17 protein-coding genes and 2 pseudogenes are annotated in these 25644 nt (G+C 60.3%); 8 read left to right on the top strand and 11 right to left on the bottom strand.

Annotated elements, in window-relative coordinates:
* The first annotated feature begins 177 nt into the window (after positions 1-177).
* Together EC912_RS03835 and EC912_RS03830 are read left to right on the top strand one after the other, a co-directional pair.
* The gene (locus EC912_RS03835) at positions 178-723 is read left to right on the top strand and encodes a type 1 glutamine amidotransferase domain-containing protein (protein ID WP_132141781.1); all 546 of its coding nucleotides are present in this window, start codon (positions 178-180) and stop codon (positions 721-723) included.
* An 88-nt stretch (positions 724-811) separates the two neighbouring features.
* Positions 812-2917 (top strand): catalase, encoded by a 2106-nt coding sequence (locus tag EC912_RS03830; protein ID WP_132141780.1) that lies wholly within the window; start codon positions 812-814, stop codon positions 2915-2917.
* Positions 2918-2948: 31 nt separating this feature from the next.
* Here the strand turns inward: EC912_RS03830 and EC912_RS03825 are convergent, their stop codons facing one another.
* A complete protein-coding gene (locus EC912_RS03825; protein WP_132141779.1) occupies positions 2949-3281 on the bottom strand; it encodes a DUF1634 domain-containing protein in 333 nt (110 codons plus the stop codon).
* 113 nt (positions 3282-3394) lie between these two features.
* Between EC912_RS03825 and EC912_RS03820 the strand changes: the two are divergent.
* A pseudogene (locus EC912_RS03820) lies at positions 3395-6184 on the top strand (efflux RND transporter permease subunit); the annotation flags it as partial.
* 169 nt (positions 6185-6353) lie between these two features.
* Positions 6354-6794, top strand: a pseudogene (locus EC912_RS03815) (SDR family NAD(P)-dependent oxidoreductase); the annotation flags it as partial.
* 645 nt (positions 6795-7439) lie between these two features.
* Here EC912_RS03815 and EC912_RS03810 read toward each other — a convergent pair.
* Entirely contained in the window at positions 7440-8909 is a 1470-nt protein-coding gene (locus EC912_RS03810; RefSeq protein ID WP_132141778.1) for an MFS transporter, read from the bottom strand.
* Between the two features lie 250 nt (positions 8910-9159).
* Here EC912_RS03810 and EC912_RS03805 point away from each other — a divergent pair, with 250 nt between their 5' ends.
* The 4 genes from EC912_RS03805 (at position 9160) to EC912_RS03790 (ending at position 17385) form a co-directional block, all read left to right on the top strand.
* Positions 9160-10173 (top strand): LacI family DNA-binding transcriptional regulator, encoded by a 1014-nt coding sequence (locus EC912_RS03805; RefSeq protein ID WP_132141777.1) that lies wholly within the window; start codon positions 9160-9162, stop codon positions 10171-10173.
* Between the two features lie 27 nt (positions 10174-10200).
* Positions 10201-12858: a glycoside hydrolase family 3 protein gene (locus EC912_RS03800; RefSeq protein WP_343136911.1), complete on the top strand. Its 2658-nt coding sequence runs from the start codon at positions 10201-10203 to the stop codon at positions 12856-12858.
* 318 nt (positions 12859-13176) lie between these two features.
* The gene (locus tag EC912_RS03795) at positions 13177-15615 is read left to right on the top strand and encodes a TonB-dependent receptor (RefSeq protein WP_132141776.1); all 2439 of its coding nucleotides are present in this window, start codon (positions 13177-13179) and stop codon (positions 15613-15615) included.
* A 171-nt stretch (positions 15616-15786) separates the two neighbouring features.
* A complete protein-coding gene (locus EC912_RS03790) occupies positions 15787-17385 on the top strand; it encodes a tryptophan halogenase family protein (protein ID WP_132141775.1) in 1599 nt (532 codons plus the stop codon).
* Positions 17386-18159: 774 nt separating this feature from the next.
* Here the strand turns inward: EC912_RS03790 and EC912_RS03785 are convergent.
* From EC912_RS03785 to EC912_RS03745, 9 genes are all read right to left on the bottom strand, one after another.
* Positions 18160-19500, bottom strand: a complete 1341-nt coding sequence (locus tag EC912_RS03785) for a zonular occludens toxin domain-containing protein (RefSeq protein ID WP_132141774.1) — start codon at positions 19498-19500, stop codon at positions 18160-18162.
* A 4-nt stretch (positions 19501-19504) separates the two neighbouring features.
* Positions 19505-20128: a DUF2523 family protein gene (locus EC912_RS03780; RefSeq protein WP_132141773.1), complete on the bottom strand. Its 624-nt coding sequence runs from the start codon at positions 20126-20128 to the stop codon at positions 19505-19507.
* The gene (locus EC912_RS19335) at positions 20103-20921 is read right to left on the bottom strand and encodes a hypothetical protein (RefSeq protein ID WP_165973450.1); all 819 of its coding nucleotides are present in this window, start codon (positions 20919-20921) and stop codon (positions 20103-20105) included. The genes EC912_RS03780 and EC912_RS19335 overlap by 26 nt, the downstream gene beginning before the upstream one ends.
* 547 nt (positions 20922-21468) lie before the next feature.
* Positions 21469-21711 carry a hypothetical protein gene (locus tag EC912_RS03770; protein WP_132141772.1) on the bottom strand — a complete coding sequence of 81 codons (243 nt, stop codon included), beginning with the start codon at positions 21709-21711 and terminating at the stop codon, positions 21469-21471.
* Positions 21712-21745: 34 nt separating this feature from the next.
* The gene (locus tag EC912_RS03765; protein ID WP_132141771.1) at positions 21746-21994 is read right to left on the bottom strand and encodes a hypothetical protein; all 249 of its coding nucleotides are present in this window, start codon (positions 21992-21994) and stop codon (positions 21746-21748) included.
* A gap of 12 nt (positions 21995-22006) precedes the next feature.
* Positions 22007-22294, bottom strand: a complete 288-nt coding sequence (locus tag EC912_RS03760; protein ID WP_132141770.1) for a hypothetical protein — start codon at positions 22292-22294, stop codon at positions 22007-22009.
* A 17-nt stretch (positions 22295-22311) separates the two neighbouring features.
* Positions 22312-23373 carry a replication initiation factor domain-containing protein gene (locus EC912_RS03755; RefSeq protein WP_132141769.1) on the bottom strand — a complete coding sequence of 354 codons (1062 nt, stop codon included), beginning with the start codon at positions 23371-23373 and terminating at the stop codon, positions 22312-22314.
* Positions 23370-23975, bottom strand: coding sequence for a hypothetical protein (locus tag EC912_RS03750; RefSeq protein ID WP_243649124.1), 606 nt, complete (start codon positions 23973-23975; stop codon positions 23370-23372). The genes EC912_RS03755 and EC912_RS03750 overlap by 4 nt, the downstream gene beginning before the upstream one ends.
* A 960-nt stretch (positions 23976-24935) precedes the next feature.
* Entirely contained in the window at positions 24936-25391 is a 456-nt protein-coding gene (locus EC912_RS03745) for a hypothetical protein (RefSeq protein ID WP_132141768.1), read from the bottom strand.
* Positions 25392-25644 lie beyond the last annotated feature (253 nt).

Below are 25644 nucleotides of genomic sequence, written 5' to 3'. Positions count from 1 at the left end.
TGTCGCGGCCCATGAGAAGGCTGAACGATGCATGGAAAACACGTAATGGCCTCTCGCGACACCTATCAAAAAATACGGTAACGACATCCCCGCGTCATCACGCAACTGCGACGTCTAACAGACACCTTATCCATATCGTCTTTCGCATGATGCCGCTTCCCGCTGGGAGAGAATGCTATGACCGAGCCGCGCTTAAAGGGAAGGAAGATCGCCGTATTGGCGACCGATGGTTTTGAGCAGTCAGAATTGACGGAGCCCAAGCGCCTGTTGGAAGAGGCGGGCGCGAAAGTGACTGTGATTGCGCCAGGCCATGCTAAACAAATCACGGGATGGAAAAGTAAGGACTGGGGTGACAAAGTCTCGGTGGATAAACACCTAGGTGAGGTGACGGCCGAAAGCTTCGATGCTTTAGTGCTGCCGGGTGGCGTTATGAATCCGGATACGTTGCGGCAAGAGCAGGCTGCGGTAGATTTTGTGCGCGCCTTTGGCGACGCCGGAAAGCCCATCGCAGCGATTTGTCATGGGCCTTGGACATTAATCAATGCGGATTTGGTGAAGGACCATAACGTTACTTCGTGGCCGTCGCTTCGATACGATCTGGAAAACGCCGGGGCACACTGGGAAGACCGCGAGGTTGTTCGTGACGGCCAACTCATTACCAGTCGTAAGCCTGACGATATTCCGGCCTTTATCCGCACCGTTATCGACACCCTTGCGGCCTAAGGCCGCACTTTCGGTCAAGGCTTACGACAAGGCTTTCGACGCGGTGCGACTAAGATGACTAATGGATATTTAGCCCTGAGAGAACGGCATGGCAACGAAGAAAAGACCAGCAACGTCGATTGAAAAGGCGAACCCATCCAATCAGGAGCAGGAACGTAGAGGCAGCGCGGATGAGCTTCATCAGCTAGCCGGAGGCGACCACGCAACGTTAACCACGGATCAAGGCGCCCCCATATCCGATGACCAAAACTCACTGCGCGCCACGCCGCGTGGGCCGACGTTGCTCGAGGATTTCATCCTCCGCGAGAAGATCACCCATTTCGATCATGAGCGCATTCCAGAGCGCATCGTGCACGCACGCGGCACCGGTGCGCATGGGTATTTTCAGTTGACAGAATCGCTCAGCGATTACACTACCGCGAAGCTGCTCGTCGAAGTAGGGGAACAAACCCCCGTATTTACGCGATTCTCCACGGTGGCTGGCGGCGCAGGGTCAGTGGATACCCCTCGCGATGTCCGTGGCTTCGCCGTGAAGTTCTACACGAAGGACGGCAACTGGGACCTGGTCGGCAACAATATACCTGTCTTCTTCATCCAGGATGCGATTAAGTTCCCCGACTTAATTCATGCGGTAAAGATGGAGCCGGACCGTGGTTTTCCACAGGCTGCGACTGCGCACGACACGTTCTGGGACTTCATTTCGCTGACGCCCGAAGCCATGCATATGGTGATGTGGGCGATGAGCGACCGAACCATTCCTCGTTCGCTTCGCATGATCGAGGGTTTTGGCATTCATAGTTTTCGCTTGGTTAACGCCGAAGGGAAAGCGACGTTCGCGAAATTCCATTGGCGTCCCAAACTCGGTTTACAGTCGACCGTTTGGGATGAGGCCGTCAAGCTCGCTGGGGCTGATCCTGACTTTCATCGACGGGATCTCTTCGAGGCGATCCAAAGTGGCAATTATCCCGAGTGGGAATTTGCCGTGCAGCTGTTCACGGAAGAGGCGGCTGCGACGTTTCCGTTTGATCACCTCGATGCCACCAAGCTCATTCCCGAAGAACTGGTGCCACTTCAGGTCATTGGACGCATGGTGCTCGACCGGTGGCCAGATAACTTCTTTGCTGAGACCGAACAAGTGGCGTACTGCCCCGCGAATATTGTGCCGGGCATCGACTTCAGCAACGATCCGCTTTTGCAGGGCCGCTTGTTCTCTTATCTAGACACGCAGCTGAGTCGTCTGGGTGGCCCAAACTTCCATCAATTGCCTATCAATGCGCCTAAATGCCCCTTCGCCAATCATCAGCGCGATGGCCATATGCAAACGCAGGTCCCAAAGGGGCGGGTCGCCTACGATCCCAGCTCGCTGGAGCCTAACTCGCCACGCGAAAACCCTGCGCTGGGATTTCGCAGCCACGCCACGGCGGCTGAGGACGGAACGAAGGGGAGGGTTCGCGCCGAGGCCTTCGCCGATCACTACAGTCAGGCTCGCCTGTTCTATCGCAGCCAGACGACATTCGAGCAGACGCATATCGCTTCATCCCTGGTGTTCGAGCTATCGAAAGTAGAGACCCGACACGTGCGCCACGCGGTCGTCGGTCATCTGCGCCACATCGACGATGTTCTCGCGCAGCGTGTTGCCGCCGGTCTAGGAATCCAAGCGCTTCCGGCCGCACCACCCTTGGCCATCGATGTAAAGGATATGGCACTTTCGCCAGCTTTACAGATCATCGGGAGAATGAAGGCGACGCTTCGGGGGCGCGTGGTGGGCATTCTGGTTGACGAAGGTTCCGATATCGCGATCATTCAAAAACTGCGAAAGGGGATAGAGCAGGCCGGCGCGACGGTAAAGCTGGTCGCGCCCAAGCTCGGGGTTACTCTAAGCGACGGCAAGCCGTTGACGGCTGACGGGCAGCTCGCGGGCACGCCCTCGATCGTGTTTGACGCGGTCGCTATCGTTCTGACGGAGGAGTCGGCCAAGCAGCTGACTGGCAAGGCTGAGGCGGTGCAGTTTGTATCAGATGCTTTCGGTCACCTGAAGGCGATAGCGGCTGATCAGGGCGGCCAGCGACTGCTTAAAGCAGCGCGAGTGAATCAGGATGCCGGCGTGTTCGAGATCGGCGACATCAAGGGCTTCTTGCAAGCTGCGATGACACGCCAATGGGCGCGTGAGCCCAAGGTTAGAAATTTGGCATAGAACAATGTGAATTCGTGGCGATGGGGATGCGTCATAAGCTGGCCAGAATTCCGGCTCCTATGATTACGAGTACAAGCATTGAAATCATCGCATAGATATAATCGCGCTCACGCAAAAATAGGGCCAGCATCAGCGCGACGCGTGCAATCGGCAGAAGAATGACGATGACAATCCCTGTCTTCCCGAGGGTATAGCCGCTACTCGTCAGCACGCTCGAATCATCTATCGGATGAAGAGTGCTCAAAACAATGCCGATAGCAATGACGACGGAGGCGCCCCAGGTGCCGTACTGCAGAAGACGGGCGATGATGATCCGATCGTAGCATTCGGAATGGTCCTCGACGTGGCTCTTTGGCTGGGTCATGACTGACCTCCGGGGATGGCGAGACCGAATGCGCTTATAAGCATTTGGATGGCGAGTCCCATCAGGATGATCACAAATAAGACGCGCAGTTTGTCGGCTGGCAGCCCGATCAGCAGGCCCGAAAGAAAACCGGCGACGAGGTAAACAACCTTCCGCCCGGTGTGATCGGGCCGATGGTCAATGACGAGTATGCGGATGTCACCTTTGCGCTGTTCGCGCTCAAGGCCAAGGGTGAACCGCAGCGCCTACTGGTGCGCGATGCGGAGACATTGCGCCAACGGTTGTTGCATTTGCCGGGCGTGAAGAAAATCAACATCATCGGCGAGCAGTCGGAGCGGATTTACGTCGAGTTCTCCCATCAACGCCTGGCAACGCTAGGCGTGAGTCCACAGGATGTATTCGCCGCGCTCAACAGCCAGAACGTGCTGACACCGGCCGGGTCCGTACAGACCAAAGGGCCGGAGGTGTTCATTCGCCTGGACGGTGCCTTCGACTCGCTGCAGAAGATCCGCGACACGCCGATCGTTGCGCAAGGTCGCACGCTCAAGCTGTCGGATATCGCCACCATCAAGCGCGGCTATGAAGATCCGGCGACCTTCATGATCCGCAACAACGGCGAGCCTGCGCTGCTAATGGGCATCGTCATGCGTGACGGCTGGAACGGGCTCGACCTGGGCAAGGCGTTGGACGCCGAGGTGGGCGCGATCAACGCCGAACTGCCATTGGGCATGAGCCTGACCAAGGTCACGGACCAAGCCGTCAACATCAGTTCGGCGGTCGATGAGTTCATGATCAAGTTCTTCGTCGCGCTGCTGGTAGTCATGCTGGTGAGCTTCGTAAGCATGGGCTGGCGCGTGGGCTTGGTGGTAGCTGCGGCCGTACCGTTGACGCTGGCGGTGGTCTTCGTGGTGATGGCCGCGACCGGCAAGAACCTCGACCGCATCACCCTGGGGTCCCTGATCCTGGCGCTGGGCTTGCTGGTGGACGACGCCATCATTGCCATCGAGATGATGGTGGTGAAGATGGAAGAGGGTTACAGCCGCGTGGCCGCTTCCGCCTATGCCTGGAGCCATACGGCCGCACCCATGCTGTCGGGCACGCTGGTCACGGCGGTTGGCTTCATGCCCAACGGTTTCGCCCGGTCCACTGCCGGCGAATACACCAGCAACATGTTCTGGATCGTCGGCATTGCGCTGATTGCATCCTGGGTGGTCGCCGTGGTGTTTACGCCTTACCTTGGCGTCAAAATACTGCCCGACTTTAAAAAGGTCGAAGGCGGCCACGACGCGATCTACGACACGCCGCGCTACAACCGCTTCCGTCAATTGCTGGGGCGCGTTATTGCGCGCAAATGGCTGGTCGCGGGTTCCGTCGTGGGCCTCTTCGCCTTGGCCATACTCGGCATGGCGGTGGTCAAAAAACAATTCTTTCCCATCTCTGACCGTCCTGAAGTGCTGGTCGAAGTACAAATGCCCTACGGCACATCGATCGACCAAACCAGCGCCGCCACGGCGAAGGTGGAGGCGTGGCTAGCCAAGCAGAAGGAAGCCAAGATTGTCACCGCGTACGTCGGCCAGGGTGCGCCTCGTTTCTACCTGGCCATGGGGCCGGAGCTGCCTGATCCGTCGTTTGCCAAGATCGTCGTTCGTACGGACAACCAGGAGGAGCGCGATGCGCTGAAGCAGCGCCTGCGCCAAGTCATTGCCGACGGCATCGCCTCCGAAGCTCGCGTGCGCGTCACGCAACTCGTGTTCGGTCCGTATTCGCCATTCCCGGTCGCCTACCGCATCTCCGGTCCGGATCCGGACAAGCTGCGCAGCATCGCGGACGAAGTCGAGCAGGTGATGGAAGCCAGCCCGATGATGCGCACGGTCAATTCCGACTGGGGTGCGCGCACACCTACGCTGCATTTCACCTTGCAGCAGGACCGGTTGCAGGCGGTGGGGCTGACTTCCAGCGCAGTGGCACAACAGCTGCAGTTTCTGCTGAGCGGCGTGCCTGTTACCGCTGTGCGAGAGGACATTCGAACCGTGCAGGTGGTTGCGCGGTCGGCGGGCGATGCTCGGCTTGACCCGGCCAGGATCGGCGACTTCACGCTGGCTGGTGCGAACGGGCAGCGTATCCCGCTATCGCAGGTGGGCAAAGTCGATGTGCGCATGGAAGAGCCGGTCATACGCCGCCGCGACCGCGATCCGACGATCACAGTACGAGGCGACATTGCCGATAATCTGCAGCCGCCGGACGTATCCACGGCGATCATCCAGCAGCTTCAGCCTATCATCGCCAAGCTGCCCGTCGGCTACCGCATCGAGCAGGCGGGCTCCATCGAAGAATCCGCCAAGGCGACGAACGCTATGCTGCCGCTGTTCCCGATCATGCTAGCGATCACATTGCTCATCATTATCTTTCAGACGCGCACCATCTCCGCCATGGTGATGGTGTTCCTGACGAGCCCGCTAGGCTTGATCGGTGTCGTGCCAACTTTGATCTTGTTCCGGCAGCCTTTCGGCATCAATGCGCTGGTCGGCTTGATTGCGTTGTCGGGCATCCTGATGCGCAACACGCTGATTCTGATCGGGCAGATCCGTCATAACGAAGAAGCGGGACTGGATCCGTTCCACGCCGTCGTCGAGGCCACCGTACAGCGTGCGCGCCCCGTGATCTTGACTGCCTTGGCGGCGATCCTGGCCTTCATTCCGCTGACCCATTCGGTGTTCTGGGGAACCCTTGCTTACACGCTGATCGGCGGCACGTTTGCAGGAACGATTTTAACCCTGGTGTTCCTGCCGGCCATGTATTCCATCTGGTTCAAGATCAGGCCGGGTAATGCGGCTGATTGGCGGAAAGGCCAGCATGAGCAGGCGCCGTCGAAACACCGGCGGGAGGACGTCATTGCTGGATAAAGAACGTCACCCGGGCGATGACATGGAGATCACTACCGCGTGCTCCGGTTGAGAGGAAACGCATTCGCCGAATGCTTCACCCGACAGCCGCAAATCAACCTTGACTGCAACATTCATCGAATCGCTAATCCGTTCCTTGCCTCAATCCACTGTATTGAAGAGAGCTGCCATGTCGAATTCCACGGTTGTCGTTGTTACCGGCGTGTCATCGGGTATCGGACGCGTTGCTGCAGATAAGTTTGCCAAGCGGGGATGCCGCGTTTTCGGCACGGTTCGCAATCTCCAAAGAGCGACGCCATTGCCCGGCGTCGAGCTTCTTGAAATGGATATTGGCGACGATGCTTCCGTTCAGTTTGCTATCCAGTCCATCATCGACCGCGCCAAGCGCATCGACGTGCTCGTCAACAACGCGGGAACGAGCTTGATCGGTGCAGTGGAGGAAACCGCCATCACCGAAGCGGCCTCGCTCTTCGATACCAATGTCTTCGGTATGTTGCGCACCATGCAGGCGGTACTTCCGCATATGCGAACGCAACGTCACGGAAGGATCGTTAATATCAGCTCCGTGCTGGGCTTTCTGCCGGCGCCATACATGGGACTGTATTCGGCGCAAGCTTGAGAAAAACATTCGGCCTTGGCTGAAACGCTCTTCAGTGCATTACATGCGCGAGCATGATTGGACGATCCGCTGTTACTGAAGATGCTGACGTATCCAGTTATCAGTATCTCTCTACGACCTCAGCGAAAACCATCGATTGGGCCGCTCAGCAGGAAGCTATGCGGCAACACTCGCTGGCAGGTGGCGGCAAGCCGGGTCACGCTGTGTTGCTGGCCGTGTCTATCGAGCGGAGCTCGCATTGATCGAGTCGTGACCCGGAAACATCGGTTGCAAGCTGTGATGCCAGCATTTCCGGCGTGAGGCTAATAGTTACTTGCTCCGTGTCGTCAAACTTCCATCGGAATCGCATAGCGAAGCCTCGGGCGGTGTAGGGCTTCGATGACCGAAAGAACCGTGTCGACGATTTTCCGGTGTCGGCGCCCGCTTAATGGCGTCACTTTCTCCACGTGCAACACCGTTGCCCGAGAAGCGGATAGCGCACGATCGCCCAGTACGATCAGCAGGGAGCGCCGGCGCCTCACTGGCGTTTATCGGGCCTAGGCTTCCCAGAGACATGCCCGGGTTCACCGTCGCAAGCCTCGTGTGGCGCGCAAACTGGGTGATGAGGCCCTCTGGGACATCGCAATACATGCGTGCCTAAGTTCGGCCTTCGGGCTCGGGGACGTAGAGCGTGCACAGACCTGCGATGAGCAGGCCGGCCCCGCCCAGGCCGAGTGCCCATATGGGCTGGTTGTGAAAGCACAATCGCAGCAGCAGACCGAGGATGCTGGCGGCGAGCACCTGCGGAATCACGATGAAGAAATTGAAAATGCCCATGTAGACGCCCATCTTCGCCGTTGGCAGATGGTCCGAAAGCAGCGCATAAGGCAGCGATAAAATCGAGGCCCAGGCAAAGCCGACACCTACCATCGAGGCGAGCAGCCAGCGTGGATCGCGAATGTACAGGAACGACAGCAGGCCTGCTCCACCGAGGCATAGGTTCACCACGTGGCTGATGCGAAGACCCCATCGGCGCACCATCAGCGGGATAACCACCGCGGCCAGTGCACCAAACCCGTTGTACGCCGCGAACAAGACGCCGACCCAGTTCGCTCCCTCGTTGTAGGCGGATGAGCTGGTATCGACGGTGGCGTACATCGTCTGCGTCACGCCTGCGGTGGTGTAGATCCACATCGCGAACAGCGAGAACCAGGAGAACAACTGCACCCCAGCAAGTCGCCGCATCGACATGGGCATGCCATAGAGGTCGCCCATCACCTCGCGCAGCATCCCATGACTGCGAGTGCGGCTAAGCCAGGTGAGCAGAAGGCCGAACACGATCAGGCCGCCGGCCAGCAGGTAAACCTCCTTTTCCAGCGCGAAATGCCTGATCGCGAACAGTACCGCGGTGCCAGCCAACAGCAGTAGCAAACCCGGTCGCCCGGCGCGGGATACATCCACCGACGGCCCTTCGGGCACGTTGTCGGTGAACGAATGCAGCTGCACGGGCGGGTATTCGCGCGTGGTCAGCATGGTCCAAAGCACGGCACCCAGTAGCACCGCGCCGCCGACGTAGAATGCGTACTTCACCGTATCGGGGATGCTTCCATCCGGCGCCACGTTGGTGACGCCAAACTGCGCGAGTACCCAAGGCAGTATGGAGGCGATCACGGCACCCACACCGATAAAGAAGCTCTGCATCGCAAAACCCGCGGGACCTTGTCGCATGGGCAGTTGATCGCCAACCAAGGCGCGGAATGGCTCCATCGACACGTTGATCGACGCATCCAGAATCCATAGCAAACCGGCAGCCATCCACAACGTCGGCGCGTTCGGCATCCATAGGAGCGCCAGCGAAGCGAACACCGCTCCGGCCAGGAAGTACGGTCGGCGTCGGCCCAGGCGATTCCAGGTGCGGTCGGAGTAGTGACCGATGATCGGTTGCACGACCAGCCCCGTCAGCGGCGCGGCGATCCATAGGGCGGGAATGTCATTCACGTCCGCGCCCAATGTCTGGAATATCCGGCTGACATTCGCGTTCTGTAGTGCGAGACCGAACTGGAGGCCGAGAAAGCCGAAGCACATGTTCCATATCTGCCAGAATGACAGTGCGGATCTCTCCGTCATCGGCGCCTGGCCTTGTTACAGGTGATGTCGTGCCGCGAGGCCACGTCCGTCGCCGACATGCTCAGCATGCGCGCAGCCGGTCTGCGCTGTGGTTGATCCAGGTCATGGGTACCTCCTCCAGCAACAGTTATGTCATGGGCTGGCGCATCCCGCATGCTGCGGTCGCAGCATCGGAGCCCTTTGCCGCCCTTGTAAAGGAGAGGGTTCTGGCGGCATAGTCGATCGACAGCGTGATGACAGTGGAGAATCCATGCGGGTACGCCTCGAAGATGTGGCGCGCGCAGCGAACGTATCGCCCAAGACCGTCTCGCGCGTGCTTAATGACGAGGCCAACGTGACCGACGCCACGCGTCAACGCGTGCGCGCCGCCATGGAGGCGATGGACTATCGTCCGCATCCATCGGCACGCAGTCTGGCGGGAAATCGCTCGTTTCTGGTAGCGATGTTGTACGACAACAACGACAACCCGTCCTCGACCTATCTGGCCGAAATTCAGGATGGTGTGCTCGAGGCCTGCGACGCGCATCGCTATAGCATGATGGTGCGACCGCTGCGCATGCGCGATGGCGATTTTATCCGTCGGTTCGATACGCTGATTTCCGACCATCACCCCGACGGTGTCGTGCTGACGCCACCGATTACCGACTATGCCCCGCTGCTGAAACGCCTGAGTGAGCGGAACGTGCCATACGCCAGCGTGTCGCCGCTGCGGCGCGGCAAAACCCTGGGCGTGACGATGGACGAGCAGCGCGCCGCGCGTGCGATCGTGGAGCATCTGCTGGAGCTGGGCCACCGGCGAATAGCCCACGTGATCGGTATCGCCAATCATGGCGCCAGCCGCTGGCGGCTGGCTGGCTATCGCGAGGCGATGGCCGCCGCGGGCTTATCCGAGGATCCGGCCCTGGTGGTGCAGGGCGCTTTCACGTTCGGCTCTGGTGTGGAGGCGGCGCGGCAGCTGTTTTCCCTGGCTGAGCGACCGACGGCGGTGTTCGCTGCCAACGACGACATGGCCACCGGCGTGATGTGGGCGGCGGGCGAGTACGGCCTGAAGGTACCGCACGACCTCTCGGTCTGTGGCTTTGACGATACGCCCCTGTCGCGACAGCTGTGGCCCGCGCTTACCACTGTTCAACAACCCAGTCGCGAGATGGGGAAGATCGCCGCCGAACAGTTGCTAAGCGTGTTACGCGGTCACGGCACTGGTCAGCTGGTGCAGATACCTTTCTCCCTGCAGATCCGCGGTTCCACAGCCGCCGTCCCCTGAGACCCTACGCTTCAACGGGCGAGGGTCATGCTGCAAAGCAAATTGACAGCGCTGTCATTCCTGCCACCATCCGGTCCGGAAGCGTACCGCCGGTGCGTCAGCCTGGAGCTCTGTGTGCCGTTGCTGCAGCCGTTGAGCCTGTTTTCGCGAAGCATGTCCGTGGCGCTGTCTTGTGCGGGCGCCTTGCTAGTGAGCGCTCCAGCCATGGCTGGCGATGCAACCATCGTGCACCCCGAACGGTGGCCAAGAGGCGACTCGCCGCTACCTCCGGATCCCGCGATCGAATCCCGGGTCCGGGCTCTACTAATGAAGATGTCGGTCGCTGACAAAGTCGGCCAGATGATCCAGGCCGACATCAAGTACGTGACGCCGGACGATGTGCGCAAGTACCGCCTGGGCTCGGTTCTGGCCGGTGGCAACTCCAAACCGACCGGACAGCCGTACCCTGACGCCTCGCAGTGGCAGACGCTGTCCGATGCGTTTTACCTCGCGTCGATGGATACATCGCGCGGAGGACTGGCCATTCCGGTGCTGTTTGGTATCGACGCCGTACATGGCCACAACAACCTGGTCGGCAGCACGCTTTTCCCGCAGAACTCCGCACTGGGCGCCACCCGCGATCCGCAATTGATCCACGAAATCGGCGAGGTCACCGCGCAAGAATTGCGCGCCAGCGGTATCAGCTGGACGTTCGCGCCCACGCTCACCGTGCCGCAGGATGTGCGCTGGGGCCGCTCCTACGAAGGTTATTCGCAGAATCCGGCGCTGGTAGCGCAATACGCTGCCGCGGTGATCGGCGGTCTGGAAGGCAAGCCGGGCACTCCCCAATTCCTGGACGCCGGGCATGTTATCGCTACCGCCAAGCACTTCCTCGGCGATGGCGGCACCCACGATGGCAGGGATCAAGGCGATGCCAAGATCAGCGAGGCGATGTTGCGCGACATACACGCAGCCGGCTATCCGCCTGCGATCAAGGCCGGTGTGCAGGTGGTGATGATCTCGTTCTCCAGCTGGAACGGGGTCAAGATGGCCGGCAACAAGTCCTTGATCACCGACGTGCTGAAGCAACGCATGGGCTTCGATGGGATCGTGTTGGGCGACTGGAACGCGCACGGGCAAGTGCCCGGCTGCACCAACGAGGATTGTGCCGCGGCATACAACGCCGGGCTGGACATGCTGGAGGCGCCGGATTCCTGGCAAGGGCTGTACAAGAACACTCTGGCTGAGGTGAAGGCCGGAGTGATCCCGATGAGCCGCGTCGATGATGCCGTGACTCGCATCCTGCGGGTGAAGATGCGTCTTGGCATGTTCGAGGCTGGGCTGCCATCGGCCAATTCGCTGGCAGTCAGGTCGGCAGAGGTGATCGGTAGTCCTTCGCATCGCGCAGTGGCGCGTCGGGCAGTACGCGAGTCACTGGTGCTACTGAAGAACAACCAAGGGGTGCTGCCGATCGATCCGCGCAAGCGGATCCTGGTTGCCGGTAATGGCGCCGACAACATCTCCAAGCAGAACGGTGGTTGGACCCTTACCTGGCAGGGGACGGGGCTAACCAATGCGAATTTCCCAGGAGCTACCTCCATTTGGGATGGTCTCCGGGCACAGGTGGAGGCGGCTGGTGGGAGCGCCGAACTGTCGGTGGATGGCGACTACAAGCAGAAGCCCGATGTCGCCATTGTGGTATTCGGCGAGAACCCTTACGCCGAATTCCAGGGAGACCTGCCGAACCTGGCATACCGTCCGGGCAACGATCACGACCTTGATCTACTTCGCAGGCTACGAGGGCAGGGCGTACCCGTGGCGGCAGTGTTCCTGACCGGACGGCCGCTGTGGATGAATCGCGAGATCAACGCCGCCGACGCTTTTGTGGTGGCGTGGCTCCCGGGCAGCGAAGGGGAGGGCATTGCCGACGTCATGCTGCGTACCCGTGACGGTCGTATAGCGCACGACTTCCACGGCAAGCTGGCATACGCGTGGCCACGTAGTGCGCTACAGGTACCCGTCGCCGCCGCCGCGCAAGGCGAGCATCCGCAGTTCCCCTACGACTTCGGTCTGACCTATGCCGATAGTGGGAACACCGGTACGTTGTCTGAGGATCCGGGGCTCGTGCTAAGCAGCGCACAGGCCGGCGTCTACTTCACCCGAGGCAAACCGGCACAGGATTTCGTGGTGCGCCTGACCGGTGCGAACGGCGTGGCCATGAATGTTGCCGCCACGCCGGCCGCCACGCCTGACGGCAGCCTGCACATCGGTGCGCTCGACTACAAAGCGCAGGAGGACGCGCGAAGCCTGACCTGGTCCGGTGCCGGCGCTGCAAGTGTTGAACTGGTGGCACACGCGCCACTCGATGTGGAACGCGAAACCAATGGCGACGTTCTGCTGGTGACCACATTGAGGGTCGATGCCGTGTCACCAGGGGACACGTCGACGATCGGGGTCGGCTGCGGTGCCGGCTGCAGTGGTTGGGTGCCGGTCGGTCGACAGCTTTCCGCCTTGCCTAAAGGGCAATGGTTGAGTGTGGGCATCCCGTTGAAATGTTTCCGCGACGCCGGCGCGAACATGAGCAGGATCGATCGGCCCTTCGAATGGTCCAGTCATTCCGGCGGACAGATTGCTATCACTGACGTGTCGCTGAGCACGGTAGCGGACCGAACGTTGGCGTGCCCGACTCACGGGGACAAGCCGTGAAGGTCGAAACGATGTTCACAGTGGCGATGGGGGACCGTCTTCATAGATCGCGCGGCTAGAGGTCTCTTTGCGCCGCACCAATATCGAATCGCTGACAGGTTCGCCAAGCGTTTCGGGGCTATACAACATGAGTCTGTGAGTGCCTTGATGACTTGCTGCCGTGCGGCAAGCATTCATCGCAAGGGAGTTCTATTATCCAGCAATGACAGCGCTGTCATTCGGGGTTGATGGCGCGCCCAGGGGAGTTGGAAAGTCTTTGTAATGGTCGTCGCTTGCGGCGAACAACACTGATCCGAACGATTGAGAGGGGAGAGCCAGATGAATCTGCGTCACAAGTTGTTGTATGTCGCCATGTCACTCGCGTTTGCTCCGGCCACGCTGTATGCGGCGGATCAGGACGCAACAGTGCAGAACCCGTCATCCAGGAATCCAGAGGCTGCCGACAAGAAAGTCCAGAATCTGGATGCCGTCTCGGTTACCGCGACCAAGCGCGATACGCCGCTTCAGAAAACGCCGGTGGCGGTCACGGCGATCACCGTTGACACGCTCGACAGAGAGCGCGTCATGACCGTGCAGGACCTGACCAAACTGGTACCAGGCCTGCAGGGTACATCGCAGGGCGATCATGGCGTCGTGACGCTTACCCTGCGCGGCATCGGCAACGACAGCGCCAAGACCGAATATGCCGATCCCGAAGTCGCCACCTTCGTCGACGGCGTGTACGCACCACGCGCCGAGGCCGCGTCGGGTCTGTTGCTGGATATGGATGGCGTCGAAGTGCTGCGCGGCCCCCAGGGCACCCTTTGGGGCCGCAACTCCACAGCCGGAGCCATCAGCTTCCAGACGGCCAAGCCGGACATCGGCGCGGGCTTTTACGGCAATGCGCAGATTGAGGCGGGCAACTACAACCAGATCGGCTCGCGCGCCGCGTTCAACCTGCCCATCAGCAATACCTTTGCCATGCGCGTCGCCGTGGTGCACGAGCAGCACGATGGCTACGTCGACTACCAGAATCCGTCGAGCCAACTGCCCACCGTCGCGCAGCAGCAGCAGGCGTATCTTGCGTCGTCCGCTTCCGGCGGCACGCTGGCCAACTTCAAGCCGATCGACCCCGGCCAGTACGTGCAGCGCGGCGACAAGTACAACGCGCAGGATCAGTCCGCGGCACGCGTCAGCGCGCTGTGGCAACCCAGCGACTCGTTCAAGTGGAACCTGTCGTATGAGTACTTCGTCGATCGCGGCACGCCCAGCATGAGCCTGATGCAGACACCGCGCCAGGGGCAGGATTTCTGGTCCGCGCTGATCGACACCGCGCCGTACCTCCACCGTACGTCCAACACGGTACGCAGCCGCATGGACTGGAACATCAACGACAGCATGCAGCTCAGCTACATCGCCGGCTACAACAGTTACTCCGGCAAGAGCGACTTCGACCAGGATGTCGGTGTCAGCGTGCCCACCAGCTTCACCACCAATGGCGTCTACCAGGACGATCGCACCAACGACTCCAACTACAAGAACTGGAGCCAGGAGATCAACCTGAAGTCGACCGGGCCGCAGACGGTGGATTGGATCCTCGGTGCGTACTATGGCTACGAGAACAACGACATCCGGTTCGACATCCCCATCATGAACGGTACGCGCTACGGCACCGTGAGCTGGCAGGGTTCCTTCATCCAGCCGAAGGAAACGGTGGAGTCGTACGCGTTGTTCGGTCAGGCCACCTGGCATCTCAGCGACCACTGGCGCCTCACCGGCGGCTTGCGCTGGTCGCATGACGACAAGGAAAACAAGGGCGGCATCAACTGGGGTTGGGCGTACGATCCGACCGTGCCGCAGGTACCGATCTCTCCGGACGTGTATCCGGATCCGTCGAACGGCTTCGCCATTTCGCAGCGGAACACCGCCAAGTACAGCAAAAGCAAGCCGACCTGGCTGATACGCCTGGATACCGACATCAGCGAGAACGGCATGCTCTACGCCAGCGTGTCCACCGGCTATAAGTCAGGTGGTACGCAAGATGCGGGCACGCTGTACAAGCCCGAGAGCCTGACCAACTATGAAGTCGGCAGCAAGTTCGCCTTCTTCGATGGCCACATGACGTGGAACACGGCCATCTATTACGAAGACTTCAAGAACTTCCAGCTTTCCGCGCCCATCGTCTATCCGGATGGCAACCACGGCCTGGGTTTCTCCAACGTGGGCGGCAGCACCAAGGTGCTTGGATTCGAGTCGGAGCTGGCGTATCAGCAGAAGGACGATCGCTTCAACCTGATCTTCTCGGCCATTCCGAAGAAGAAGCTCGGAACCCTGATCTACGCCGGTTCCAACGACTACCAGGGCCTGCCGGCATGCCCGCCGCAGTCCAACCTCGCCAACTGCATGAACGTCACCGGCAACGATCTTCCGCACGCGCCGGATGTGTCGCTCACCGGCATCTACGAGCACACGTTCCACCTTGGCAACGGCGGGCGCCTCACGCCTCGCGCCAGTGCGCAGTACCAGAGCTCGCAATGGCTGAGCTACTTCAACCTGGGTTCGGGCGACAAGCAGAAAGCGTACGTGCGTGGCGACCTGTCGCTGCGCTACAGCGAGCCGGGTGACAAGTGGTGGGTCAACGCCTATGTGCAGAACGTGTCCGATGAGAAGACCCGCACCAGCGCCGGCCGTTTCCAGATGTCCGATGGCTCGCTGCAGTACGTGTCGCAGTACCTCGCGCCGCGTACCTATGGCGTCCAGGTCGGTGTGTGGTTCTGAGGTAATACATGGCGGCCACATGACGCACGTGTCGCCTGACGTTTGCCGTTCTACCGGCGACGCTCTCAAGAGCGTCGCCTATCCCTCCCGGGAATGGCGTTTTTGCCGGGTCCGCGTGGGGCGGCCCGGCAATTCTTTCTTTTCATCGTGCAGCACCGGCGGGTACACACCATGGCGCGTCTGAGGAAAGTATTGATCGTAGGCGGCGGCACCGCCGGTTGGCTGGCGGCGTGCTATCTGGCCAAAGCGGTCAACGCGGTCGATCCTCGGAGCGTGCAGGTGCATCTGGTGGAATCGCCGGACATCGGCCTGCTAGGCGTTGGCGAAGCCACGTTTCCCTCCATTCGCGGCACGCTGGCTGCCATCGGCCTGGACGAACGCCGCTTCCTGGTCGGTGCCACCGCGACGTACAAGCAGGGCATCCACTATCGCCATTGGGTGCGGCCCCCGGGAACACCCGGAGCGGATCACTTCTTTCATCCATTCAACGCACCCAGCCAGCGTCCGGGTGGCCCCGAGTTGTTGCCGTACTGGCTGCTCGGTGCCGCGCCAGAGGGCATGGCGTTCGCCGACGCCGTGTCGATGCAGAGCACGCTGGTCGATCACTCGCGTGCGCCCAGGCGCGCAAGGGATGCGGACTATCAGGGGCCGATGAATCACGCCTTCCACTTCGATGCCGCCTGCTTCGCACGCGTGCTCGCCGAGCACGGCCAGCAGGCGCTTGGCGTGGTTCGGCATGTGGCGACAGTGGAGCGCACGGAGCTGGACGAGCACGGTGCCATCGCACGCGTGGTGACGAAGGAGGAGGGTGAGCTCACCGCCGATCTATACGTGGACTGCACCGGACTGCGCAGCATGCTGATCGGCAACGTGATGCAGTCCCCGTTCCGCAGCCGTGCGGATGTTCTGTTCGCCGATCGCGCCGTGGCCATGCAGGTGCCGTACGAAACGCCCGATGCACCGATTCCCTCGTACACCATCTCCACCGCCCAGGAGGCCGGCTGGATCTGGGACATCGGTTTGCAGAAGCGGCGTGGCACCGGCTACGTGTATTCGTCGCGGCACACCACCGACGATCGTGCCGAGGAAGTCTTCCGGCGATACTTGGGCGGTGCAGGGGAGGGCCTGAAGGCCATGCACATCAAGTTCGAGACGGGATACCGCCCCGAGCACTGGCGCAAGAACTGCATAGCGGTGGGTCTTGCCGGCGGCTTCGTCGAGCCGCTGGAATCCACCGGCATCGCGCTGATCGAGTTGGCGACCTATCTGCTCACGCACCTGTTGCCCAGCGACACCGACGACATGGCAAGTGCTGCGCGTCATTTCAATGAGATGATAGTTGCACGCTACGACCGCATCATCGACTTCATCAAGATGCACTATTGTCTGAGCCAGCGGCGTGACTCGCCGTTCTGGATCGACAACTGCGACGTCGCCAGCATCCCGCAAACCCTGCAGGAAAAGCTCGCGAAGTGGAAGCAACGTCCGCCGCACAGGTTGGATTTCGTTAGCGACCTGGAAATGTTCATGACCGCCAGCTGGCAGTACGTGCTGTACGGGATGGAGTTCCGGACCGACCTCGAGCCCATGCGCAGCGCCTATCCGCACATGGAAGCGGCGCGCCAGGAATTCACGATGATCCGGCAAGCGGCCGCTCGTGCACTCGACGATCTGCCGAACCATCGTGCGCTTGTCGAACAACTGTGCCGTGAGCATACGCAGCGCAGCCGGTCAGATGCGGGCATCGCGGCGTCTGTTCTAGACGGCTGATTTTGTCGCAGTGTAAGCGCGCCATGGATTCGCGCATACCGCAAAGAGGTGAGGCGCGGCCGTCATCCTCGGCCTTTGGCCAGACGATGGCGATCAAGAACGCTCGGCCTCGCGATCTATGATTTTACATAATATACATTATGCGCAATTGGCTACGTGGTTTGGCACGCTTGTTGCGTCAGTCAAGGCTTTCACCACTAGGAGCCTCACATGCACAATGGATGGCAGCTTGACGGCGATATATTGACAGGTCCGCACGGACAGATCTTCTCGCTACACACCCTGCTAGCACACCACCTCAACCACGTTTCCGGTCAGCTAGATCTCGCACTACCCAAATGGCGCGGTTGGCGGTTCCGACAGCAACGCCTGATTCCCCCAGGGCAAACCTTCGCAAGTGGCGGCCTCGCACCACACACCATTCTTGCCATTGCCAGAGAGCTAAGAGCGGGTTTGCCGGGGAATGGATAGAGGTCAAAAGAAAGCCCCGGCCAGTGATGATCGGGGCTTCTTCGTTGGCGAGGTCGGAGAGCGTATCCGTAGGGGTTCCACCCCTACACCCCGGACTGCGCAAAGTATCGAAATACGCCGTAGATGGACAGGCAGATGGACACGCAGCAAAGCAACAGACCCACAGCCCAGACCGGCGACATTTCCGCCCGACGCGTCATACGAAGAAGCGCACGAAACAGATTGAACGCCACAGCGACACCCAGCACCACAACAGCGATTAGCCTCATCGTATCCATGAAATCCCCCTGTTCCGTTCAAAAATTACCGTATAGCCGACACAGTCGTTAACTCAGGTGGAGCGTATGGCTGCCCTACGCCGCCACCAGCCCATTGCTCCGGCGGACGAGATGTGCGCGCCAATGTCGGCGACGGCTCGCTTACGCTCGGCGTAGCCGACACCGGCGCTGCCGGTGACGAACGAGGATCATCGGCCACGGTGCCCGGCATATCGACCGGCCAACGCGTCACCACGATAACTTGTTTCTGCCACGCCAACTTCACCCCGTACGCGGTCATCGAAACCGTGAGCCCAAGAGCGCGAATCTCATCGAAGCCCATGCGCTCTAACACATGCCCCTGACTCTCGCGCCACTCGACAACACCCATGGTGTTACCGCCCATCTCCACCGTGCCCGCCAATCGCGGCCGCGCCTGCTGACTGATATCAAAAATGAAAGCCACCTCAGGCGGCATGCCGGTCGTATCGTACTTGCCGTGATCGTTCGTCGGCAATACAGCACTCTTAACCGGCGCCGCTTTCTCGCCAGACGGATTCGCTGACACCGAGGACGACGATACCGGACCACTCACATACGCAGGCTTCGGCGGCGCCTTCGTCAAGCCCACTTCACCGTGGAAAAACCGCCACAAAAACGGTACCGCGAAGAACAACGCAACCACCACCAGCGCACCTACCGGCAACACCTTCGACCACGGCGTCTTCCCACCACCGCCATACACCTCCGTGTTCGTCGCACCCTTCGCATAGCCCGCGTACAGCGGGAAAATCTTCTTGTCGTACTTGAACGTGTCACCACCCACACGTTCGTATTTATCCGGGGCAATGGTCACGAAATAGCGCGCGCGATAGCGACTATTCAGACCGATCGCACTCAGCTTTTGAAACTGATTCTTGCGTTCGATACGCGAACGAATCACCGCATGAAGGCGCTTATATGCCTGCGTCATGATGACGCCATCCATGCCGTTCTGGCCATGCAACGCGAAGAACTGTTCGACCGGCTCCGGCAACGGCTGACGCCCCGTCACGTAGAACTCGTGAATCTCATCGATAACAAACAACGCGTTCTGCAAATGCGCCGGGATTGTCCAGGCAATCGAATCGCCGTCTTCATCCACCGCGTCACCATCGGGAGGCGGCACCGCAAGAAACGTCTCAACGACCTTCTTCGTCGGCACGTGAATCAACAACTCGCGAACGCGCTCCACATCCATTTCCAGATGCGCAGCGATCTTTTCGTGATTCAAACCGTTGAGTCGCGCGTAGACCGTTCGACCCTTCTTCAGCGCAGGCAAAATATGGTTCTTCACCGTGTCGTAGCTCTTGCCCGAGCGCGGCACGCCTTCGTTGAAAACTAGCATGAGGTCACCACTGGAAAAGAGTCAGCAGCTTGCGTAGCAAGCGAAACGCGTACGCGGCACCGATGATCGAAAGCGATTGGCCGATACGCAACACGTTGAGGAAATAGCCTACGTCTGGCCCCGCCGCGCTTAGCAACGCACCCATGCTGTAGGTCTTAATGAAGTCCGGCACTGGAATGGCTTCGACGATCACTGCAAACAGTGCCAGCACCGCACCGAAGAACAACACCAACATGTCCTTTAGCAGCGCAACGATGCCGCTGAAGAACGACGACATGGCCCCGGAAAACCAGCCCGTAATTTTCGATACGAAACCCGTGCCCGTCGACGTACCACCTCCGCTCGATCCACCACCGGTCCCGCCCGTACCGCCCGTACCGCCACCGGTACCGCCACCCGTGTTCGTACAGACCTGCTTGCCGGTGTCCTTGTCCACCACACACGTCTGACCCGTACCGCCGAGGCTACCGTCCGTGCACTTGATAACGCCGTCCGGCTCCATCGCACACGTATAGCCCGGACCATTGGCCGGAACATCCGCTCGCGCCACCGATGGAACAAACACGGTCAGCACGAGCCCGAAAATCAACGCGGCGACCGCGTTAGTACATAGCGATACGAAACGCACACCATGCTCCCGCTGCAAGAACAATCCATCCCGCCAAAGCCAACGCTCTCGCAAGGGCTCCACCGCACAACTGGTCGAACACCAACACCGGCGTGTACTTCGTCGCAGGCACCGACCACACGGGACATGCACCGCCCGTCGACACCACGAAAAATCCTGTCGAGGCACTCACCAGTGGCGAATTCGAAACCCTCGTTTTGAAATCGCCGTAGACGCCACCGATGGTCTGTCCCGAGCCCGTGTACATCGTCCCCGGTACACCGGCTGCATCACCCGCCGTACACGCGTCGCCCGCCGTGCATTTATCCTTACCGTCACCACTGTCACCCGAGCCCGTCCCTGTGCCGCCCGTGCCCGTACCGGTGCCACCGCCCGTACCTGTGCCCGTGCCGCCCGTTCCCGTACCTCCCGTGCCACCGGTACCGCCCGTCCCACCCGTCCCACCCGTGCCGCCTGTGCCACCTGTGCCGCCTGTACCGCCCGTTCCTCCGGTACCACCCGTACCACCGGTGCCCGTTCCTGTGCCGCCATCGCCGCCCGTTCCACCAGTGCCCGTACCCGTGCCGCCATCGCCACCCGTACCACCGGTGCCCGTACCCGTACCCGTGCCGCCACCCGTATTCGGTGCAGGACCGTGAGTGCAGACCGGAGGCTCATTAGCGCAGTACGTGCCACCCTTACCCGGATCGCCCGCATCATCAGGCGTATAGCCCGGATTCGTAGGAGGCGTTGCAGCCGCACCGGTCTTATCTTGAGCTGCACCAGCAGGACAAACGTCACCTGTGGTTTCCATTCCCCACAACGCAGACGCGCCTATCTGAATATTGAATCTGGTCGCACACGATCCACTGCAACCTAAGCCCGACTGATCCGCCGGAGATGCTCCCGCTACAAATACACCGGCTTTGCATTCGGGCTCGACGCACTTCTGAAACTCAAAACGCGAAACCGACGTCCTGCCCGCGTTCACGTCCTTGCCCGTCATCTCATACGTCACCTGATACATGCCGGTCGGGTTGTCCGGCCAGTCACCAGCGAACGAGCATTGCTTAGAAACCTGCCAATACTGACTATCCGACTGCGGAATTGCCGCCTGACACCGCGCCATCGCACCCGCATATCCGGGACACGACGTACCATCAGCAAGCGCCACCGTCGTCACGCAAATGCCCAGGACAAACACCGTCAGCGCAAACCACAGCGCTCTCACGACTTCAATCCCGAGACGACCGCAAACGCGGATACCAGTCCCAACGCACCGAAAAAAAGACACATCAGCATGACGCCCTCCCCTTAAAACGAGGGGGCCGAAGCCCCCTCCCCTGCATCGCCCAGGTCGATCAACCGAAGAAACCGGCGACCTTCTTGGTGGCCCACTTCGCAAACCCCGGACCGATCAGGATCGCGCCCATCGCGAGCAGACCCGCGACCACCGTCGACGAATCGACACCAGCGCCAATCGAACTGTAGTCGGTGCCGCCAGCAGCCATGGCCGTACCCGAAACCACCGCACCGGCGATCAGCGCAGCCTTGCCGAGACGATGAGCATTGCGTGCAGCGAGTTCTTTCAGATTCTTGGACATGATTTTTCCCTTGAGAGTTGAGTTATCGAAACGATCAGCGGTCGAACATCGACAGGATGGTGCCCACATGTTTTGCAGCCACGTACAACGTGCATACGAGAATGAAAGGGCCCGAAAACCACCCTGCCGCCTGCTCAGGCGTCGGTACAGACAACATGTCCTGCACAACCTGATAGACGCCGTATTCGCTGCCGCTGACCATCACGTAACCCGCGCACTCAGAGACCGCCTGACCTGTCGTCGCGAGCGTGCCGTCTGGATTCACAGTTACGCAGATAGCCATAGCAGCAATTCCTTAAGCAGCCTTGGCGGCCGTCTTCAACGCGACATACGAGAGCTTCACCTGACGACGGTTATCGCGGTCCAGGTAAACACCTTCCATCACCACCTCGTAGTCACCGGGCGGCAGGAAATGCGATTGCTTCGACGGGTTGAAATACTCTTCGTATTCCTGCATGCGGCCCTCACCCTTCACAATCGCGCACGTCTGAAAGCCGTGCTTTTTGCTCGCATCCTTCTTGTCGTCGAACAGACGGGTCTCGTTGAACGCGCGAATGATTTTGTAGTTCGTGTTGTCGGACATGATCGCCTCCTAGGGCGTTAGATACAGATACGAAGTGGATGCGCATCGCGCGCAACTGCCGTGCCGAACGGGTTTTCCGTCACCCACGCCGGCACAGTCGGTCGCGTGAGAAACGAGGCGACCATGTCGCCCAGGTCTGCGGCATCGTCAGCGATGCCCGTAAGAAAATTCAGCAGTCCGCCGTACTGACGCTGACAGTGACGCATCGCCGATTGCAGGTTCGCTTTCGTGCGAACGACCGCCGTCTGAATGCGGCACATGACGGCGCTGACCCACGACATCGCGGGGTATTTGCCAACCAGGTACTCAGCCGGCGCGCTCAACAGATCGAGCGGAATCACATGTCCCTTGCGGTGGTAGAAACGGCCTTCCCAGCGCACCCACTCGGCGAACTCTTCACCGTCGCGATAGCCCTGTTCCCTGCCCTTCTCATACACGACCAACTGGCTACGCCCCGTCGGTTTGCCGATGTACAAGGTCATGCCGCTGCCATCGTTCCAACCCTGACGGTTCGCAGCGGGTGGCCGGCCACCCTGCACAAACTCACCGGCGTCATACAGCTGCTGCGCCAGGTCGAGCCCGCGCTCGCCCTTGTAGTCGTCGTGACACACGTCGACACGGGTAATTTTTGCTTCCACCGTCTCCAACAGCGCGCGGACTTGTGACCACGCCACGTCGTGGTCAAAGACCGCTTCAATGCGGGCGCATGCTGCGCCCGTGAGTTCGATGGAGACGGTCTCTTTCTGATTCTCACCACCCCAGCACACGTCACCGCAGGCCGATCCGTCCGGCGTCAGAATCTGCACGTGATGCGCATACCCACGCCGGCCGGCCTTGACCCCCTCTTCGACACACAGCCCGGACTGCGGCGCGAGCGTACGAATGAAGTCCAGCGCCCTATAGGCGACCAGGTCGACGTCGGCGCTGTCACCGAGAACGAGCGCGTGCGGCGCGGTGAATCGAAGGAAGTCGACATTTGCCGCGACGGAAGCGCGCTTCGCCGGGGAGGTCTTGAATCTGTTCAGGAACTTTGATCCCCTGTTAGCCGACGGGATCACCGCCGCTTCGCGCCGGCTCATGCCGCCACCGCCACGTCGCGAAGCGCGCACGAGCGCGCCAGGTCGACAAGCCAGCTCGCCAACGCCGCAGGCGTGTGCTCACGCTCGGCCTTCGACACCTCCGGCCGCCAATCAGGGTCGCCAGCGCGACGCCGCGTACCGTCAGGGCGCGGCGCACGGGCGATGACATGCGTCGGCTCGCCGAACACCATCGGGAACGCGGGAACGCGCCGCGGCGACACACCGCACACGTACAACCAGGTCGCCTTGGCGGCGCGATGACCGAACCAGAACTGATCGATCGGCAACGTATGCCCACCGAACTCGTCAATACACCCTGGGTGAGGAAGCCCTGCTGCTTTCCACAGCGACGAATGCGCCGGGTGTTCAAGCACCCCGCCCCAGGTGCGAACCATCTCCACCGCGAACAACGCGAGAGCCTTCTCATCGTCACGCGGTTTGGCGAACGCGCGGAGGCGGCCCCATGCACGACAGGGGGGATGCGCGACGACTGGAAAGCCGCCTCCGAACGAACGAGCGTCGCGGTCGACGTCATAGACATCCGTACCGCTGATGGTCTTGTAGACCGAATCCTGACGGGCGAAGAGCACGGCGACGGTCATGCGGACGCCTGCACAAGCGCAAACGCGAACACTGACTCACGCTCAGCGAACGCGGCCCATCGAGCAGCCCAAACGAAATCCTGACGTTCCAGCGCTGCACGCTCGCGGCGCATAGCGAACTCACACGCCCTGCCCTCGTCCTCGATAAGCCAGACCATCACAGCCACCCTGCCCGCTTGAGCGCGCGACGATGAGCGACGTATCGCTCAGATCGGACCACCATGAGTGCGATGCCCGGGAGGGCAAATGCGGCGACGTACGCGGTCTGGATAAGCATTGGATGGGCCCCCTGAATCTCCAACTGGCGTTGGATTCCGAGGCATGTATATTTCCAATTACAGTTGGAGTCAACCGGAGTTGGATATGTCGACCGCAAAAATACTTGTTGACAAATGGATAAAATCACGATCCTTCCCCACCCTCGACGCGGCGGCGAAGGTTCTTGGAAAGGCAAAAGGCACAACGATTAGCAATTGGCGAACTGGCTACGCGAAACCCGACGACGAGTCCATTGCGATCATGTGCGAGCAGTGCGGCGAAGACGCAGCACAGTGGATTGGCCGATTACACCTTGAATTTGAGCAGTCTCCGCGACTGAAAAAGGTCTGGCTTCGGCTTGCTCAAACGGCTGCCGTCATTGCGCTAACAATTGGTATGGACGTCCATACGGCTAAAGCGGAGTCAATTTCGGGTAGCCACGCCAATTTTACAATAACTGAACATCTATACATTATGCGAACTAAAGGATGGTCCGACCGAGGGCCGTCCTCGCCGTCGTCTCGGGTGCACACGTAGATAATGTCGCTTCCCGCTTAACCATGCCACCTTGCCGTTAAACCGTGTCATCCCGCCAAACCATGCCACCTATTTCCAGGTATCCGCACTTACGCTCCCTGGGTCTAGCTAGAGATAAGGCCTCTGGTGGCTTGCGAGCAGCGCGATGGCAAACCGGACCGTGCCTCAGGGATTTGGGCTTCGATTCGAAACCGCGCCTTCGGCCACTTCCCATCTCGTCTTCGGTTTTCCCGCCGGGTCGTACAAGGTGAAGTGCCCACCACGTCCCTTGGCCGTCATTTCGAACATGCTCACGTCGCCAATGGCAGCATCAGCGTATTCGAGAATAAAGGTTGCCGACCGGCTTTTTTCATCGACATACATGCCTATGGCATCGCGGTCCGGATAGTCAAATGAAATGGCGCCCCGGCCGTTACTCAGCCATGATATGCCGCCTCGCTCGTCCCCCGCCGCGTTGTGGATGATAACCCCGACCGATTTGCCGATTCGGTGGAAGTTCGCAGGCACCTTCCCATTCATCTGAGGCGTGAAGGATTGGCCAACGGTGAGGCGGTCATGACCTTCCTCGTCGAGAAACAGCATGGCAATGGAACCCGCATCGTGGCTGATGCGGTTCGTCACGTCAGGGAACGGTGCCCCCATGACAATTCGCGCTCGTCCCTGTGCGTCGTCAACGACTAGTCCTCGCACATGCAGAACACCCGGGTTTCCGGCGGTGGGGACTGCAAAGGAAAGCCCTGCACTCAAGATCATCGACACGAAAAAGAGACCAAGACACAACCGGGTTAGCTGCCTGTTTTTGCGTTGATGTTGCTGTGCATCGTTCCTCCTGGGCGACCTGAGTGAAGTATTGGATGCCGAGTACGCGGAGCCC

The sequence above is a fragment of the Luteibacter rhizovicinus genome (assembly GCF_004342265.1).
GTDB classification, from domain to species: domain Bacteria; phylum Pseudomonadota; class Gammaproteobacteria; order Xanthomonadales; family Rhodanobacteraceae; genus Luteibacter; species Luteibacter rhizovicinus_B.
This window is presented reverse-complemented; position numbering and strand designations above follow the sequence as displayed.

Bases quoted from the DNA above. Each gene is read 5' to 3' on its own strand.
- EC912_RS03835 (WP_132141781.1), top strand. From the start codon at position 178: ATGACCGAGCCGCGCTTAAAGGGAAGGAAGATCGCCGTATTGGCGACC.
- EC912_RS03830 (WP_132141780.1), top strand. From the start codon at position 812: ATGGCAACGAAGAAAAGACCAGCAACGTCGATTGAAAAGGCGAACCCA.
- EC912_RS03825 (WP_132141779.1), bottom strand. From the start codon at position 3,281: ATGACCCAGCCAAAGAGCCACGTCGAGGACCATTCCGAATGCTACGAT.
- EC912_RS03810 (WP_132141778.1), bottom strand. From the start codon at position 8,909: ATGACGGAGAGATCCGCACTGTCATTCTGGCAGATATGGAACATGTGC.
- EC912_RS03805 (WP_132141777.1), top strand. From the start codon at position 9,160: ATGCGGGTACGCCTCGAAGATGTGGCGCGCGCAGCGAACGTATCGCCC.
- EC912_RS03800 (WP_343136911.1), top strand. From the start codon at position 10,201: ATGCTGCAAAGCAAATTGACAGCGCTGTCATTCCTGCCACCATCCGGT.
- EC912_RS03795 (WP_132141776.1), top strand. From the start codon at position 13,177: ATGAATCTGCGTCACAAGTTGTTGTATGTCGCCATGTCACTCGCGTTT.
- EC912_RS03790 (WP_132141775.1), top strand. From the start codon at position 15,787: ATGGCGCGTCTGAGGAAAGTATTGATCGTAGGCGGCGGCACCGCCGGT.
- EC912_RS03785 (WP_132141774.1), bottom strand. From the start codon at position 19,500: ATGCTAGTTTTCAACGAAGGCGTGCCGCGCTCGGGCAAGAGCTACGAC.
- EC912_RS19335 (WP_165973450.1), bottom strand. From the start codon at position 20,921: ATGGAAACCACAGGTGACGTTTGTCCTGCTGGTGCAGCTCAAGATAAG.
- EC912_RS03770 (WP_132141772.1), bottom strand. From the start codon at position 21,711: ATGTCCAAGAATCTGAAAGAACTCGCTGCACGCAATGCTCATCGTCTC.
- EC912_RS03765 (WP_132141771.1), bottom strand. From the start codon at position 21,994: ATGGCTATCTGCGTAACTGTGAATCCAGACGGCACGCTCGCGACGACA.
- EC912_RS03760 (WP_132141770.1), bottom strand. From the start codon at position 22,294: ATGTCCGACAACACGAACTACAAAATCATTCGCGCGTTCAACGAGACC.
- EC912_RS03755 (WP_132141769.1), bottom strand. From the start codon at position 23,373: ATGAGCCGGCGCGAAGCGGCGGTGATCCCGTCGGCTAACAGGGGATCA.
- EC912_RS03750 (WP_243649124.1), bottom strand. From the start codon at position 23,975: ATGACCGTCGCCGTGCTCTTCGCCCGTCAGGATTCGGTCTACAAGACC.